Origin of the sequence: Shewanella sp. Isolate11, from assembly GCF_022398315.1 — a bacterium.
Taxonomy (GTDB): domain Bacteria; phylum Pseudomonadota; class Gammaproteobacteria; order Enterobacterales; family Shewanellaceae; genus Shewanella.
In genome coordinates, this window is the sequence record NZ_JAKEVF010000009.1 from 67,986 (window position 1) to 83,715 (window position 15,730).

Consider the following 15,730-nt stretch of genomic DNA (forward strand, 5'->3'; position numbering starts at 1 on the left):
GAAGCAATCATCACCTAGCCAACTAGACTTACCAACCTAAATACATTGGCTTGGGTGACCCGTACGAGAAGGAGTTTTTGACATCAGATTCTTACAAAAGGATTCTGTAATGATGTGGGATAAATAACAAATAAAGAGGTTATTATGAAAAAAGTGATCGCAAAAGTTTGTCTAATTACGACAGCAACTGTCGCACTTTCAGGATGTGTGGGCAGTAATGCTGTAACTGGCTATGTCATGGGATTTAACTTAAAAGCTGTTGATAACCGCTATGCTCGTGGTGGCTTGAATATTTTACTTTCTCCTGTCTACGGTCTTTCAATCGCGGCCGATTATATTATCTTCAACTCACTGGAATTTTGGACAGGTACTAACCCTCTCAACGGCAAACCACACATCTTTGACTCTAAAGTCGATGATACATACTTAGATGTAAATGATAAGGTCGATGACTCACTGAAAGAAGCACCAGTAAAACCCATTAGTTATAATCGCATTATCAAGCGCGGTGAACTGGAACGCATTAACGAAAACACACTGAAAATGGACATCACCTATAGCAATGGCGAAACGGCAACTTTAGTCGGTGTTCGTACTGGGGATAATATCGCTTATTATCTTGATGGGCAGACCATTAGCCAAACCTCGATGACAGAGTTGGCAACCTATGCTCAGAATCGCTCATAAAGGTTAAACTTATTCAGGTGTTACAAGGGGATGATATATCCCCTTTTTAACAGCCACCGTCTATGGTTTTCACAAACACCTTTGCATAACCATCAGATGGGTAAGCTGTAAAATAATAAGCAACAGAACAATTGTTTCTCAATGAGTAACCTTTAGGTAGGAAGGCCAGAGCATAGCCCGCGGTGCCATCAGCAAATAAAGTGCTTAATTTGATTTGCTCAACCACACATATAGTTTGGGGACACACTTCCTCAAACAGACCATTATCTTGATAAGCATTACCCATAAAATAGAAATCACCTGCCATCAAATGCTCTAACTTGTCATCCCATATTTCTTGGGGATAGCCGTAATAGGTCTGAATATCGACGCCATTCACTGTTGTTGTAACGGCTCTTTCTCTATCGGTACCTTGAATAGCTGATTGATAACTCACCGCCTCAACGACAAACTTCAACGATGCTTGTAGACCTTTCATGACGCTAGCTTGTGCATCACCTCTCAGATCAATAAAACGAGGAGCAGCCATAACACTTAAAATCCCCAAAATAATAATCACCGTCACCAGCTCAACCAGTGTAAAACCCCGATTCGATTTCATTGCTATCCTCTTATTGACTGCAAAAATTCGAGGTTATTTAACACAAAAAAATGATGAAATCTTACCGCCCAATAAAAAACATCCTGTTCCTACGCAGGCAACAGGATGTTTCTTACAAATTCGAGCCGCTCAGGCTAAAGCGATAAACAAAAGGTCTATACTAGCGAACTCGGCAATTCAGCAATAAGCCAGCCCACAACAGTTAATGCGCCGGCATACATTAAGATGCCGGCATAGTTAGCCATCAAGAGCAGCGCAATCATCGGCAACAGTAAACTGAAAGCCAACATCTTGCGTATCATCGGTGATAGATTTAACTGAACACTGTCTTTGGCTATGTTTTTGGCAGCAAACTTTCGAGCAGAATACTGACGTCTAGGATCGGATTTAGCTAGGATCACTAACATCAAACCGCCAAACAGAACAAACGGTAATGTCATCAACAGATGATTCATCTTACAACCTCCGCAACCTGCAAGGGAGAGCTCTCTGGTTGTATTCGTTGGGCTTGGTGAAATTTCTCCCCCTTGAAGATGCCATAAAAGCACCAGAGCGCGATAACAACCAATGCTAAATCAACAAACATCAACTCTGTCATCCCCTGCTTTAGTGCCTGCAGTAAGCCAACATCAGAATGAGCAAAGCGTAGCAATGGCAATACCAAACAAAACAGACCATTGAAGCCTAATATCAACTGCTTTAGAAAGTGAATATTCCTTATCATCAATGTCAAAATACTAATTAATACGGCTGCGATGACAAATGCTATTGGCGTCCAGCTACTCTGACTTGCCCCCATGGCACCACTGACAAAAAAACCAATCGCACTAGTCAATGAGCACAGAGGAAGGCCGAAGAAACCCCACACATTAAAACGGCTAAGCCACTGCCAAGAGGAGTCATATCGCTCGTGCCTGACGGCATACAGTTGCATGCCAGTTATGGTGACATAACAGGCCGCGACACCTAAACTAACCCAAATGATCTTAGAAAATAATCCAGCGAAGGTGCCGAAATGAATGGGATAAATTAGTGATAAAATTGCGCTGCCTGCTGAAGGTACCGTACCAACTAATGGCTTATATTCCACAAAATGGCCATTACTACCGTTGTAGACTAATTGATCAAAGCCCACCTTACCCGCACTTGGCATGAAAAACGCGACCATATTGGCAGATTCAGTTCCCCAGTGAGATAACGTAATGAAAGCTGGAGCAGCCGACTGTCGTTGAACGGCATCCCCAACCATCAAGTCCAGGTTTGCTGATGGAAGAGAGGTCATACTCAGATTTGGCGCTTCACCCACCAAAGTGTGCATCATGGCCTCCTGATCGCCGCCAAATGCCACCATCGCCATTGCCGGCAAACCAAATGCCGTCGCGAAACTAAAATAACTTCCAGTAAAGGCCAGCAAAATTGCAAACGGAATACTCCAAGTGCCTGCAACAGTATGAGAATCTCGCTTCAGTGCCTTACCATCACGCTGTTTACGTATAGTAAAAAGATCCGTAAACAGATTACGGTGTATCAAAAATCCCGATACAGCGGCAATGAGCATGGACAGACCGAGGATACCGGTCAAAATAAGCCCCCAAGGCGCAGGAAGATGCAACTCAGTATGGATCGCAACTAAGAAACGGCTCAGGGCATTGAATTCATCCTGAGCATAAATCTCAGAACCAAATCCCTCTACTTGTTGAACTATCTCACCATGGGGACTGACCTGATATTGGATGCCATAATCATCCATGTCACCTGAAGGATTTTGCTTATGTGTATGGAAAAAGTAGACCAGTTGCTGACGATGGCCCTCGTAAACCGTAATTTCATCTCGGTATTCCTCTGGGGTTTGTTCGGTCAGCAAAGCTATCGTGGCATCCATGTCGCTGCTCAGCATCAAGTTTTGATGAGCATTACTATTAGACCATTCGCCGATTTCGTCAGAAACAACGGCAACACTACCGGTAAAGATAACGGCATAAAGCAGCATGCCTAATACAATCCCAGACCAAGAATGCAGACTTAGAAGGGCTTTTGCCTTGGAACGTATAGAATCTGTCATAGTATTAACCTAAAAATTTATACCCAAGAATAGCGCCGTTGATCACCGCCAACGCTGAAAGTATCCACCACGCTCTATGCATTATCTGAGTCAAATAAGTATAGAAAAATAGCAATGACCAAATTAACGGAAACATCACCAAAGGCATCATGATGTTATTCACATTGCCAATACCTGGGGGATACCAAACTGCCATGGCGAGCATCACCTCGAGCGAAACCAACAGGGTAAATGGCCCACTCAGCCAAAAACGTTGGTTGAACAGAAACTGTATGGGTGCAGTACTCATTTCAATTTTCCATCAGAGTCGATATTGCAAAGCCAGTGTTCAACATAGAAGTTGTAGCTTGCGATAATTGTTGACGTTTAAACAACAACTCACCCGCAAGCGACGATGGCTTGCGGGTGAGTCAGCTAGCATAAAATTAATAATCCCAACGCAGTGTCAGACTGTAATTTAACGGCGAGCCATAGAAAGATTGTTCGGTACGAACAGAGCTTAAGTACTCTTCATCGGTCAGATTCTCTAGGTTAAGCCCCAAGGAAACCTTGTCGTTAAAGCTGTATTGAACATAAGCTCCCAGCAAAGCGTAACTGTCTTGCGTAATTCGACCGTAGGCGCTTTCGAAATAGGTTTTGCTCTGCCAGCGAACCGAGACACCCGCGTTCAATTTCTCTTCCCACTTAGGTGAGTAATCGGCTAATAACTTAAATGTTTGACGAGGAATGAAAGTACGGGCTTCATCGCCGTTTTCATCATCCATGGTCAACACTGTGATCCCACCTTGAAGTGACCATTCATCGGATAACGGCCCTGAAACTTCAAGCTCAAAACCTTCAGACTCGACACTGATCCCTTTATATATGGCGTAGTTGAAATCGTCTGAATAATCGTTATCGTCTACACCGTCACCATCGCCATACTCAACAAACTCATACAGGTTTTCTTGCTCGGTTCTGAATAGAGCGAGCGTCACCAAAAAGTCATTTTCAAAACGTTTTTTCACACCGATTTCATAACTTCTACCTTCAGCCGAACCTAATGCTTCCAGATCCTCATTCAGATAATACTGAGGTTGATAGATATCGCTGTAACTGGCGTAAACGTTTAAGTCATCGATGACTTCCCAGGTGAAGCCAATATAAGGGCTGCTACCGTCTTCAGAGGTCGACGTCGACGCCCCCCATGATTCACCCTCATTCTCATAGTCGACAAAACTTGCACCCAATACCAAATCAAAGCTGTCGGTGACAGCTAACTGCAGTGCACCATAAAAGCGGTTCAGACTGATATCGGTAAAGCCCGCTTCATAAGGCGCATCCCATTGAGGTCGAGCCACTTCAGACCCTGTCCAACCAGGAAACGCTGGCATAACATCGAAGCCGCTTAGCGCCGCAAAATCCATATCACTGGTATCGGCCTTCGCGATGCTTACCCCGAGATTGAAGAAATGTTCTAGCCCCCAAGCTTGGAAGCTACCTTGAAGATTGTTGTCCCAAATCAGGGTGTCTTTTTCTGCGGTAAACTTACCCGGATAGCCCAGCAGACCTAGACCTGTGCCGCTCTCAACCCCAGTGTTGGTGTAGGTATAGAATAGCTCCGCATCATTTTCATACTTTATATTATTGATTTTAGTACTGAAGTCTAGGTTGTAATTAATATACCAGTTCAATTCAGCAAAGGCGGTTTGATTAAGCGTGTCCCAATGCGACCAATCCATAGCGGTATTGGTTGAAGTAGGAAAATCGATCATAGTGCCGTCGGAATAAATTAAAGGAGCGGCTCCCCAAGTCACACCATTACTATTGTTATCTTCGTGGGTATAACCAAAGGTCACTGTGACGTCATCACTAACCTGGCCATCGACGACACCGTAAAGCACGGTACGCTTATTTTCATAGCGATCCAACCAGCTATCTTTGTCCTGATGCACCACCACCGCTCTGGCAGCCCAGCTACCGCTATCTGTCAAAGGTACAGACACATCTGCCACTGCTCTTACATTTGACCAACGACCAACATTAAGAGAAACGTTAGCTGCCGCATCATTTTTAGGGCGCTTTCTTACATAATTCACTGTGCCTGATGGATTACCTAGACCGGCAATCAATCCATTCGAGCCACGAATAAACTCCACTTTATCGTAAATCGCAGTATCAAGATCACCCACGAAAATGTCACCAAATGGGATCCCTGAGCCATCAATATGCATACTGGTAATATCAAAGCCGCGAGCGTTGAAATAGGTGCGATCGGTTTCAACTTGGTCAACATTGATACCTGTAACATTTTTGAACAGGCTGTTGATATCATTTAGGTTGTAATCAGAAATGGTATCGCTTTCGACAATAGAGAGAGACTGAGGCGTATCAAAAGTATCCAACCCTAGTCCCGTAGAACCAGAGCTTACACGCTGAATTCGGCTCGAAACAATGCGAATAACTTCAATATCTTTATCGCTGGCATTTACTTCGGCTTCATTATTGGACTCAATAACTTGTGCATACCCGGATAAGGACAACATAATGGGGGATAAGGCAAAAATTCGCTTTAATGACATAGTCTTCTCTATTTTTGTTGAATATTTTTTGTTTAATCATACGACCACAAATATCAACGCAAATGATAACTATTTGCATTATCAAACGCAAAGGGATTTACAATTGAAACGTTTTTGCAACTGGAATTTAGTCCAACATACTAATTTGCTGAGGTGATTTTCACGCAACTCTTTTAAATTGAAGCAATAAATCAAGTAATTGAAGAGTAAAGTAAACTGATTTTAAGCTGTCACGAGGTTAAAGGGGGAGTAAGGCAGCCCAAGGATACAAACTTTATTGTCTCTGCACAAACATCACACCGCCAGCCCGACTGCGACGCCAGACGCCCAAGCCCATTGAAAATTGAAGCCACCAAGCCAACCGCTGACATCCATCACTTCGCCAGCGAAGAAGAGCCTAGGTACTTTTTTGCTCTGCATATCTTTCGATGACAGCTCATCGGTATCGACGCCACCTAAAGTCACTTCAGCGGTGCGATAACCTTCTGTACCATTCATCAATAATTGCCACTGATGCAAGTCGGCCACAATTTGATCTCGCTGGGCATGAACCAATTGATTCAGCGCCATGTTCAATAACGCCTCATCAAATAACACCTCAATTAACCGCTTCGGCAGCCACTGACTCAAGGTATTGCGTAGGCTCTGTTTCGGATGCTGTTCAATTGCTTCAAGCAGCGCCTGCATCGCATCCATATTCGGTAGTAGATTAATTGAGATACTCTCACCGGGCTGCCAATAGTTTGAGATCTGCAACACCGCTGGCCCAGATAGACCACGATGAGTAAACAGTAAGGCTTCACTAAATTGCGTGCCATCTTGAGCGGTAATAGTGCTGGGAACCGCAATCCCCGACAAGGCTTCGAAGCGCAGCTTCTGCTCACTATGCCAAGTGAATGGCACTAAGCCTGCATGGGTTGGCAACACTTTTAACCCGAACTGCTCCGCCAACTTATAGCCAAATGGTGAAGCGCCCAATTTCGGCATCGACAAGCCGCCGGTTGCAACCACTAACGCGTCACAGCAATATTGGCCTTTAGAAGTTTCTAGCTCAAATTGACCCGCCTGATTTTTGATGACCGAATGAATCTCGGTGCGCAGCTGAACTTTAGCGCCTGCCCATTCACACTCAGTCAATAGCATGGCGACAATCTCTTTAGCTGAGTCATTGCAAAACAGCTGACCATGATCGCGCTGGTGATATTCGATGCCGTGACGCTCAACCAGTTCGATAAAATCTTGTGAAGAGTAACGAGCTAAAGCCGATTTAACGAAATGCGGGTTTTGGCAAATAAAGTTAGCAGGTTCCACTTTCTGATTGGTGAAATTACAACGACCGCCACCGCTGATTAAGATCTTTTTACCCGCTTGCTTAGCGTTATCCAGCACCAATACATCACGACCGCGATAGCCTGCCGTTGCCGCGCACATTAACCCCGCAGCACCCGCACCTATGATAATCACCTGATGATGTTCCACTACTTTGCTACCTCTAACGATAAAACTACAATGTCTTACGCAACAACGATGCTTTGAACAGCAGCCACTTTCGGCTAACTTCAAGACGCTCAAAGACGATACACACCCACAAAAAAGGGCGCTATTTTAGCACCCTTATTCTATTTAGCATAAACCAACGGCACGTCTACTCGCCTTCTGTGGTTTCTGACTTTTTCTGTCTGGCTAACAATGCTTTAGCTGCACCATGTGGTGTGCCGCCTTGATAAAGCACCTGATAGACCTGCTCGGTAATAGGCATTTCAACCCCTAAGCGTTTGGCTAAGGTATACACCTCTTTGGTGTTACGATAGCCTTCAACCACTTGGCCGATCTCCGCTTGTGCAGTATCAACATCTTTACCTTGACCCAGCGCTAAACCAAAACGACGATTGCGCGATTGGTTGTCGGTACAGGTCAACACTAAGTCGCCTAAGCCCGCCATGCCCATAAAGGTCGATGCTTGCGCACCAATGGCTTCACCAAGACGAGTTAGCTCAACTAAGCCTCGAGTGATCAATGCGGTTCTCGCGTTGGCACCAAAGCCGATACCATCAGACATACCTGCACTGATAGCAATCACGTTTTTAACTGCGCCACCCAACTGTAGACCAATAAAGTCATCGTTTGCATACACCCGTAAACGACTTGGGCTATGTAATAGTTCGACTAAGTCTTTAGTAAAACGGTTGTCGGTGCCAGCAACTGAAATCGCTGTCGGCATTCCTGCCGCGAGCTCTTTTGCGAAAGTCGGTCCAGAAAGCACGGCCAACGGATACTCATCACCTAGGATTTCACGGGCAACATCTTGCAATAAACGGCCGGTTTCAGGCTCAAGCCCCTTCGTTGCCCAAACGATGCGAGCATCTTTGCGCAAATAAGGTTTCGCCTGCTTAAGCACCGCACCAAAGACATGGCTAGGTACCACAACCAGTACATTATTCGATGCAGCCAGGGCTGTTGCTAAGTCGGCTTCAGGAATAAGCAGCTCAGGTAATGCAATACCGGGCAAAAATGCTTCATTAGATCGATCACGCTTCAGGTTCTCGATATGTTCAGGCTCATGGCCCCAAAGCAGCGTTTTATGACCGTTACTGGCTAAAGAAATAGCAAGGGCGGTGCCATAAGAGCCCGCCCCCAGTACCGTAATATCGGCAGTGTTGTTCATGCGTGATTAAGCAGTCGCTTCTTCAGCGCCTTCTGACGCTGCTTCTGCACTCGCTTGACGCTGTTGAACATACTGAGCAAATAGCGCGTCAAAGTTAACTGGTGCAAGATTAAGTTGAGGGAAAGTACCACGAGCAACTAGGCTACCAACCGCTTCACGAGCGTATGGGAATAGTACGTTAGGGCAGTAAGCACCTAGAGAGTGAGCAAGTTGCTGTTCAGTTAGACCACTGATAGCGAAGATACCCGCTTGTTGTACTTCACATAGGAAGGCAGTTTCTTCGCCGTTTTTAGCAGTAACTGTGAGTGAAAGAATGACTTCATAAACGTCATCAGCAAGCTTAGCGCTGCGAGTGTCTAGGTCTAGCTTAACTTCTGGGTTCCACTCTTTTTGAAACACAGCTGGGCTGTTTGGTGTTTCGAATGAGATATCTTTAGTGTATACACGTTGGATGTTGAATTGTGGACCTTGTTGTTCGTTGTTTGCTACTTCAGACATAATTTTTACCTAATTCAATTTGTTGGATTCTTTAAAGAATCATCTTTAAGGGCTTTTGTTACTGATGTCGTAAATGAGATCTCAGCCACCATCCCAGTTTTAGTTTTTCTTAGGAGCTGTTATCTCCTAAGCCATTTTTTTAAGAGATGACTCTCTAATCAATCTTGCTGAATAACAGCAATCATGTGTGGGGGTACAACTTTATTTTTTGGCAACAGGTAAATTGTTTTGTTGCCAATCGCCCATACCACCTTTGAGATTGTAAACAGATTCAAAACCCGCTTTAACCATCAACTGAGCGGCTTGCGCTGATGTCATTCCAGCATTGCATACCATTATAATGGGACTGGCTTTAAACTTTTCAAGGGCAGATGTCTTATTATTTTTGATTTCTGCTAAAGGTAGGTTAATCGCGTCAACGATATGGCCTTTTTTGAACTCATCTTTTGAACGTACATCAACCACTTTAGCTTCTTGTTTGTTAATTAATAACACCGCTTGTTGATGATCGACCGTCTTAACTTTAGAGACGCTAGACTTAAAAACGCTGACGATAAGTGCGACAAACAAACCAACCCAAGCGAGACTTAACATAGGATTAGCTTTAAAAAATTCGATATATTCTTGCATTATTTCGGCCTACTTCGTTGGCTTGAGAGACAATCAGGGCACAGAGTATAACCGATTGTTGGTTCATATTGCAGCAAGTAGTTAACCCGCATTAACCGCTATAGGTTGGCTTGAAGCTATTTTGTGACCGAGTCGATAAGCCCTATCGGTGTAAATGACTTTTTGATCGAGTCGGTACGTAGTAATATTTAAACAATTTCTGATTTAACCATTCTTTTTAACTTTATATAGGTACCACCATGACGACACGCAAACGCCCCTTGGCACTGCTGATCCTCGACGGCTGGGGTTATCGCGAAAACCCACATATGAATGCCGTTCATCATGCCAACACTCCGGTGCTCGACCAACTTAATAAAGACTATCCTCATAGCTTAATCTCAGGTTCAGGCCTAGACGTAGGTTTACCAGACGGACAAATGGGTAACTCAGAAGTCGGCCACATTAATATCGGTTCTGGCCGAGTGGTTTATCAAGAATTAACCCGTATCGGTAAAGCGATTGATGATGGAGAGTTCAACTCAAATCCAGCATTAGTCGAGGCTGTAGACAAAGCCATCGCCGCTGACGGCGCGGTTCATATTATGGGTCTTTTGTCTCCAGGCGGAGTACATAGTCACGAGAGTCATATCCAAGCTATGTGTGAAATGGCTGTTCAACGCGGTGCAAATAAAGTGTATCTTCATGCCTTCTTAGATGGTCGTGACACACCACCTCGTAGTGCTAAATCCAGCCTCGCTCATTTCAATGAATTATTTGCCAAGTTAGGCACAGGACAAATCGCCTCGTTAATTGGACGTTACTATGCCATGGACAGAGACAATCGCTGGGAGCGTGTCTCACAAGCCTATGAGCTAATAACTGAAGGAAAATCACTACATAAATACACCGATGCCGTCGATGCATTGGAAGCCGCTTATGGCCGTGATGAAAACGATGAGTTCGTTGCCAGTTCAGCAATCACTACGCCAACAGGTGATGTTGTCAGCCTCAAAGATGATGACGCACTGATCTTCATGAACTTCCGCGCCGACCGCGCTCGACAAATCACCCGCAGTTTTGTTGACCCAAGCTTTGACGGTTTTGAACGTGCAGTAACGCCTAAGCTCAACTTCGTTATGTTAACGGAATACGCTGCCGATATCCCTGCGCCTATCGCTTATCCTTCTGTGGATCTGGTTAATACCTTAGGTGAAACGCTACAAAATAGCGGCAAAACCCAACTGCGTATCTCTGAAACTGAAAAATACGCCCATGTCACTTTCTTCTTCAATGGCGGTAAAGAAGAGCCATTTAAAGGTGAAGATAGAATCCTGATCCAATCGCCTAAAGTTGCAACCTATGATCTGCAACCAGAAATGAGCTCAACCGAACTTACTGACAAGTTGGTAGAAGCCATCGAATCAACCCAATACGATGTAATTATCTGTAACTACCCTAATGGTGACATGGTAGGTCATACCGGTAACTTCGATGCCGCCGTAAAAGCCTGTGAAGCTGTAGATACTTGTATCGGCCGTGTAGTTGAAGCATTGGAGAAAGTGGATGGTGAGTGTTTAATTACCGCCGATCACGGTAACGCCGAGCAGATGACCGATGAACAAACGGGTCAAGCACATACCGCTCATACCAGCGAATTAGTGCCACTTATCTATGTTGGTCGCAAAGCTGAAATTTCAGCTAACGGAAGACTAAGTGATTTGGCACCAACCATGTTAACCTTGATGGAACAAGACGTTCCAGCCGAGATGACGGGACGCAATATCATTACATTGGCGAAATAAGCGAGAAACGTTCATTGCTTAAACGATTAGGTTTTTATAAAGCCAGCATTATTGCTGGCTTTATCATGCTTTGTTGCACTGTGCAGGCTGCAGACCTGAAGCAGCGGCAGTCGCAGCTGAAAGAGATACAAAAACAGATCAGCGCTCAGCAATCGAACCTAAAAGATGCCGGTCGCCAACGCGAAAAACTGGTTAAATTGTTAAAGCAAGATGAACAAGCTATTGCGAATGCAGCCAAAAAGGTCACTCAAACTAAAGCGTCACTTCGCGTCACAGATAAAAAACTTGCCGAGCTCGATAGCCGCAAAGTTGAACTGGATAAGCTGAAAAAAACTCAACAGCAAACCTTAGCGAATCAACTTACCAGTGCCTATCTTGCCGGTAATCATGATTACACTAAGATGATGCTTAATCAGCAAAATCCCGCCACCATCGAACGTTTACTGGCTTACTACCAATATCTCAACGATGCTCGTATCGATTCGATTAATAAGCTGCAACAAACCATCAGCGAACTCGACAGCATTGAAGCCGAGCAGCGGCAACAAAAAACCAAGCTCAATGCGCTCATTTTGGAACAAGAGCAACAAGCCAAGATATTGACCCAAGAGCAGACACAACGTCAACAGACACTACAACAGTTACAGCGCACCCTTAATTCACAAGGGGCTAAGCTGGAACAGCTACAAATCGAAGAAGCCAGTTTAAAGCGCGTCGTAGAACAAGCTCTCAACGCGATGAAAGCTAATCCATCAATGGAAGGGCTTCACAAACAGCGACAGTTGAAATGGCCAACCAAAGGTCGTATTCGCTCCGGTTTTGGCAGTCCACGTTCAGGACAAGTCAAATGGAAAGGGGTGATCTTAGCCGCGCCTGAAGGACAATCCGTTGAAGCTATCGCCGCAGGAAAAGTGATCTATGCCGATTGGTTACGTGGCTTCGGCATGGTGATGGTGGTCGATCACGGCAAAGGCTACATGAGCCTTTATGGTCATGCACAAACCTTGCTTAAAAATGCTGGTGACAGTGTCAACAAAGGCGAAACCATTGCTTTAGTCGGTCGTTCGGGTGGACAGACAGAACCTGGCCTATACTTTGAAGTAAGGCACAAGGGGCAGGCGGTCGATCCCGCGAGGTATTGCAAGCGCTAATTCAGCGGTGCCCCTTTAATCTGAGGTGGCGCATGGCTAAATATATTAGATATTTCATCTGCATAGCATTCGGTTTAACCTTAGGCTTATCGATTACCTTATCGGGAAAAGAGAACACACGAGCGCCGCAAACCAAGGCGAGCTACCCATTATTAATGGATATTATCAGCACTGTCGAAACCTATTATGTCGATGAAGTTACCCAAGAAGAACTCATTCAAGCGGCCATTAATGGCATATTTACTCAACTAGACCCCTACTCTGCTTTTCTTGACCAAGAAGCCTTTTCAGAAATTAAAGATGCCAATCGTGGTGAATATTTTGGCTTTGGTATCGAAGTAGCAACCGAAGAAGATCAGGTCACAATTATCAGTCCTTTCCCTCACTCTCCCGCTGCAATTGCCGGGATCCAACCCGGCGACAGAATCGTCAAAGTTAATAATAAAAACGTCAACGCTAAACGTCTCGACAGCGTGTTAAAACAGATAAAATTTCATAGCCAGAATAACTTAGCTATCAATCTCTCTCTAAGCCGGCACAACTCAAACCAAATCATCGACGTCACCTTAAAACCTAGCCTCATAGATGTTCATTCTATTAGCGGTGAATTACTTCAAGGCAGCATAGGTTACCTAAAGATCTCTAGCTTCCAAGACGACACCACCGCCGACCTCATCAAGCAACTATCCCAATGGCAAGACAAGCCCATAACAGGGTTAATATTGGATTTACGTAATAACCCTGGCGGTTTACTCGATCAAGCAATCAAAATTGCAGACTTATTCTTAGCTAAAGGACGTATAGTCTCCACTCGTGGCCGCTTCTTCGACGCAAACTCAGACTACTTTGCTTCACCACAAAATATGTTTGCCCAACTACCATTAACGGTATTGATCAACAAAGGCTCAGCTTCAGCATCAGAGGTACTCGCAGCGGCATTACAAGAAAATAAGCGCGCTACACTGATAGGTGAAAAAAGCTTTGGCAAAGGCACGGTTCAAAGCTTAATCCCTACACTTATTGAAGGTAACGCAATTAAACTCACTATCGCCCATTACACCACCCCCAAGGGCCGAGACATTCATTCGATAGGTGTTGAGCCCGATATAAATATTGAAACAGAAACTATTACTGCCGATGAAAATATGCCTATAATCAACTCGCTATCGCCCCATGATGAAATAGCTAAAGATAAGCTGGTTAATTTGGCTATCACATGGATTAAAGACCACAGTTAGTTAAATTAGAATATTGTGCGCCTATTACTCTTATTAGCCTTTTCCTGTTTTATTAACCAAGCGACTGCGGCTCAAGTCTCCATTATCATCGACGATATTGGTTATCGCCTCACCGATGAAGCCGTGTTATCACTTCCCAGCTCGGTGACCCTTTCGGTCTTACCTCATACCCCGTTAGGCAAAAAAATTGCGATAGCGGCGAACCGTAAAGGCCATGAGATCATGCTGCATTTACCCATGCAGGCACTTAATGGCAAAACCCTTGGCCCGGGAGGACTTACTAACCAGATGGATGAAGAGCAATTCAAAAACACCATCAATAATGCATTTGATAGTATTCCCAACGTTCGTGGTGTAAACAACCACATGGGAAGCCTACTAACCCAATTAGAACAGCCTATGACATGGTTAATGCAATCGCTAAAACAACATGATAATTACTTCGTTGACAGCGTTACTACCCGCTTTAGCAAAGCAGCACAAACTGCGCAACAACAAGGTATTCCGATACTAAGACGCGAAATATTTCTCGACAATGACGTCAGTGAGCAGGCGTTAGAAAAACAATTTAAGCGAGCAATAAACTTTGCCAAGACTCAAGGGTATGTGGTGATGATTGGTCATCCTTATCCAGAAACCATCGAGTTTCTCAATAAGAACCTAAGTCGATTAAACATGGATGGTATTAGTCTGGTAAAAACATCGGCATTATTGCCTTACCGCATAGCACAAGAACAGCCTAAAAGCGGGAATAACAAGTTAATGTAGGCGAGTGATTTACTCTTCAAGGACAGGAATAGTAAGTTGAGGCAATAAGTTTTTCAATTGATGTTTGTTATTGACCATATCTGCCAAGGTATAGCGATCCAACACGGATAAGTAAGCATCTACAGCTTCAGCTAATACACCTTTTAACTGACACGATGGAGTAAAGCGGCAATAAGGTTTATTACAATCGATTGGAGCCAGTGAGTTCTCAAGCACCCGCACTAAGCTACCAAGATTAATCTGTTCTGCGGGTTTCGCTAAACGAAAACCACCACTCTTACCTCGTACCGTCAGCAGATAACCTTCTTTACCTAGGTGATGCACAATCTTTGAGACATGATTGGGTGAAAGCTCAAACACCTCGGTAATTTCAGCAATTCGAAACAAGGCCTCTCTTTCTGGTGACAAGGCCAGATACATTAATGTGCGAATACCAAAATCAGTGTAACGAGTGAGCTGCATAGTTTACCTTTAGACTTGAGTGTCAGCCTCTAAGTTGGTGATAAGCCAAAATGCTTCTTCATCACTATCGCCACATACATCTACCGTTGCAACAAAACGAGCACACAAAAGTGGTCGCTCAGGCTGACCGAAGATTTTGCACAGATTATTTTCATCTAACTGTACGCAACGTACTCCAGCGGGCTTACCATCAGGCATTCCCGGAATAGGGCTAGTAATTGAAGGTGCAATACAACAAGCACCACATCCTAATCGACAATCCATAAAATATTATACCAGTATTTACATCCCATATTAGCCAACGAGATCACAGCTTGCTTCGGTGGCTTAAGCATATAGCAAGTAATTCAATTAAACACTTGATAACAACACTGAATAATAAGTCTCAGTTGTATAGATAGTCATTATGAGAAATTTATAAAGCCCCAAACGCAAAAAAGCCACCTTAATAAGGTGGCTTTATCACAACTCTTAACGAGTTAACTGTTTGTCTTCACTACTTCTCTTTATAAAGAGGAAAAGTGAAAACCAATTAGGCGCCTGGAAATGACCTACTCTCACATGGGGAGACCCCACACTACCATCGGCGCGATTGCGTTTCACTTCTGAGTTCGGGATGGGAT

The 15,730-nt window shown here is 44.3% G+C and carries 16 protein-coding genes and 1 rRNA gene; 5 read left to right on the plus strand and 12 right to left on the minus strand.

Going from position 1 to position 15,730, the window contains the following annotated elements; all coding sequences use genetic code 11:
• Positions 1-144: 144 nt before the first annotated feature.
• Positions 145-687, plus strand: a complete 543-nt coding sequence (locus L1D21_RS16000) for a DUF3332 family protein (RefSeq protein WP_239846270.1) — start codon at positions 145-147, stop codon at positions 685-687.
• Positions 688-733: 46 nt separating this feature from the next.
• Here the strand turns inward: L1D21_RS16000 and L1D21_RS16550 are convergent, their stop codons facing one another.
• The 9 genes from L1D21_RS16550 to L1D21_RS16045 form a co-directional block, all read right to left on the minus strand.
• Positions 734-1,288, minus strand: a complete 555-nt coding sequence (locus tag L1D21_RS16550; RefSeq protein ID WP_275659028.1) for a prepilin-type N-terminal cleavage/methylation domain-containing protein — start codon at positions 1,286-1,288, stop codon at positions 734-736.
• Positions 1,289-1,443: 155 nt separating this feature from the next.
• Complete coding sequence (locus L1D21_RS16010; RefSeq protein ID WP_239846271.1) at positions 1,444-1,743, minus strand: hypothetical protein; 300 nt, start codon at positions 1,741-1,743, stop codon at positions 1,444-1,446.
• Positions 1,740-3,350, minus strand: coding sequence for a PepSY-associated TM helix domain-containing protein (locus tag L1D21_RS16015; protein WP_239846272.1), 1,611 nt, complete (start codon positions 3,348-3,350; stop codon positions 1,740-1,742). The genes L1D21_RS16010 and L1D21_RS16015 overlap by 4 nt, the downstream gene beginning before the upstream one ends.
• 4 nt (positions 3,351-3,354) lie before the next feature.
• Complete coding sequence (locus tag L1D21_RS16020) at positions 3,355-3,639, minus strand: hypothetical protein (protein WP_239846273.1); 285 nt, start codon at positions 3,637-3,639, stop codon at positions 3,355-3,357.
• Between the two features lie 136 nt (positions 3,640-3,775).
• On the minus strand, positions 3,776-5,911 hold the full coding sequence (locus tag L1D21_RS16025) for a TonB-dependent siderophore receptor (protein ID WP_239846274.1): 2,136 nt from the start codon (positions 5,909-5,911) through the stop codon (positions 3,776-3,778).
• A 294-nt stretch (positions 5,912-6,205) separates the two neighbouring features.
• The gene (locus L1D21_RS16030; protein WP_239846275.1) at positions 6,206-7,390 is read right to left on the minus strand and encodes an NAD(P)/FAD-dependent oxidoreductase; all 1,185 of its coding nucleotides are present in this window, start codon (positions 7,388-7,390) and stop codon (positions 6,206-6,208) included.
• Positions 7,391-7,556: 166 nt separating this feature from the next.
• Positions 7,557-8,576, minus strand: a complete 1,020-nt coding sequence (gpsA, locus tag L1D21_RS16035; protein WP_239846276.1) for an NAD(P)H-dependent glycerol-3-phosphate dehydrogenase — start codon at positions 8,574-8,576, stop codon at positions 7,557-7,559.
• Between the two features lie 6 nt (positions 8,577-8,582).
• A complete protein-coding gene (gene secB, locus L1D21_RS16040; RefSeq protein WP_239846277.1) occupies positions 8,583-9,074 on the minus strand; it encodes a protein-export chaperone SecB in 492 nt (163 codons plus the stop codon).
• Positions 9,075-9,275: 201 nt separating this feature from the next.
• On the minus strand, positions 9,276-9,704 hold the full coding sequence (locus L1D21_RS16045; protein ID WP_239846278.1) for a rhodanese-like domain-containing protein: 429 nt from the start codon (positions 9,702-9,704) through the stop codon (positions 9,276-9,278).
• 239 nt (positions 9,705-9,943) lie between these two features.
• On the opposite strand from L1D21_RS16045, the gene gpmM reads away from it, so the two are divergent.
• The 4 genes from gpmM (at position 9,944) to L1D21_RS16065 (ending at position 14,645) form a co-directional block, all read left to right on the plus strand.
• On the plus strand, positions 9,944-11,488 hold the full coding sequence (gene gpmM / locus L1D21_RS16050) for a 2,3-bisphosphoglycerate-independent phosphoglycerate mutase (protein ID WP_239846279.1): 1,545 nt from the start codon (positions 9,944-9,946) through the stop codon (positions 11,486-11,488).
• 65 nt (positions 11,489-11,553) lie between these two features.
• Complete coding sequence (locus L1D21_RS16055) at positions 11,554-12,639, plus strand: peptidoglycan DD-metalloendopeptidase family protein (protein ID WP_239846286.1); 1,086 nt, start codon at positions 11,554-11,556, stop codon at positions 12,637-12,639.
• A gap of 32 nt (positions 12,640-12,671) precedes the next feature.
• Complete coding sequence (locus tag L1D21_RS16060) at positions 12,672-13,877, plus strand: S41 family peptidase (RefSeq protein WP_239846280.1); 1,206 nt, start codon at positions 12,672-12,674, stop codon at positions 13,875-13,877.
• A 15-nt stretch (positions 13,878-13,892) separates the two neighbouring features.
• Positions 13,893-14,645 carry a divergent polysaccharide deacetylase family protein gene (locus L1D21_RS16065; protein WP_239846281.1) on the plus strand — a complete coding sequence of 251 codons (753 nt, stop codon included), beginning with the start codon at positions 13,893-13,895 and terminating at the stop codon, positions 14,643-14,645.
• A gap of 9 nt (positions 14,646-14,654) precedes the next feature.
• Here L1D21_RS16065 and L1D21_RS16070 read toward each other — a convergent pair whose 3' ends face one another.
• The 3 genes from L1D21_RS16070 to rrf form a co-directional block, all read right to left on the minus strand.
• Positions 14,655-15,107, minus strand: a complete 453-nt coding sequence (locus L1D21_RS16070) for an Rrf2 family transcriptional regulator (protein ID WP_239846282.1) — start codon at positions 15,105-15,107, stop codon at positions 14,655-14,657.
• A 9-nt stretch (positions 15,108-15,116) separates the two neighbouring features.
• Positions 15,117-15,371, minus strand: coding sequence for a YkgJ family cysteine cluster protein (locus L1D21_RS16075; protein ID WP_239846283.1), 255 nt, complete (start codon positions 15,369-15,371; stop codon positions 15,117-15,119).
• A gap of 274 nt (positions 15,372-15,645) precedes the next feature.
• A 5S ribosomal RNA gene (gene rrf, locus L1D21_RS16080) occupies positions 15,646-15,730 on the minus strand; the annotation flags it as partial.

Coding starts and splice junctions, on each gene's coding strand:
- L1D21_RS16060 (WP_239846280.1), top strand. CDS start 12,672: ATGGCTAAATATATTAGATATTTCATCTGCATAGCATTCGGTTTAACC.
- L1D21_RS16045 (WP_239846278.1), bottom strand. CDS start 9,704: ATGCAAGAATATATCGAATTTTTTAAAGCTAATCCTATGTTAAGTCTC.
- L1D21_RS16010 (WP_239846271.1), bottom strand. CDS start 1,743: ATGAATCATCTGTTGATGACATTACCGTTTGTTCTGTTTGGCGGTTTG.
- L1D21_RS16015 (WP_239846272.1), bottom strand. CDS start 3,350: ATGACAGATTCTATACGTTCCAAGGCAAAAGCCCTTCTAAGTCTGCAT.
- L1D21_RS16055 (WP_239846286.1), top strand. CDS start 11,554: ATGCTTTGTTGCACTGTGCAGGCTGCAGACCTGAAGCAGCGGCAGTCG.
- L1D21_RS16550 (WP_275659028.1), bottom strand. CDS start 1,288: ATGAAATCGAATCGGGGTTTTACACTGGTTGAGCTGGTGACGGTGATT.
- L1D21_RS16020 (WP_239846273.1), bottom strand. CDS start 3,639: ATGAGTACTGCACCCATACAGTTTCTGTTCAACCAACGTTTTTGGCTG.
- L1D21_RS16075 (WP_239846283.1), bottom strand. CDS start 15,371: ATGGATTGTCGATTAGGATGTGGTGCTTGTTGTATTGCACCTTCAATT.
- secB (WP_239846277.1), bottom strand. CDS start 9,074: ATGTCTGAAGTAGCAAACAACGAACAACAAGGTCCACAATTCAACATC.
- gpsA (WP_239846276.1), bottom strand. CDS start 8,576: ATGAACAACACTGCCGATATTACGGTACTGGGGGCGGGCTCTTATGGC.
- gpmM (WP_239846279.1), top strand. CDS start 9,944: ATGACGACACGCAAACGCCCCTTGGCACTGCTGATCCTCGACGGCTGG.
- L1D21_RS16000 (WP_239846270.1), top strand. CDS start 145: ATGAAAAAAGTGATCGCAAAAGTTTGTCTAATTACGACAGCAACTGTC.
- L1D21_RS16070 (WP_239846282.1), bottom strand. CDS start 15,107: ATGCAGCTCACTCGTTACACTGATTTTGGTATTCGCACATTAATGTAT.
- L1D21_RS16025 (WP_239846274.1), bottom strand. CDS start 5,911: ATGTCATTAAAGCGAATTTTTGCCTTATCCCCCATTATGTTGTCCTTA.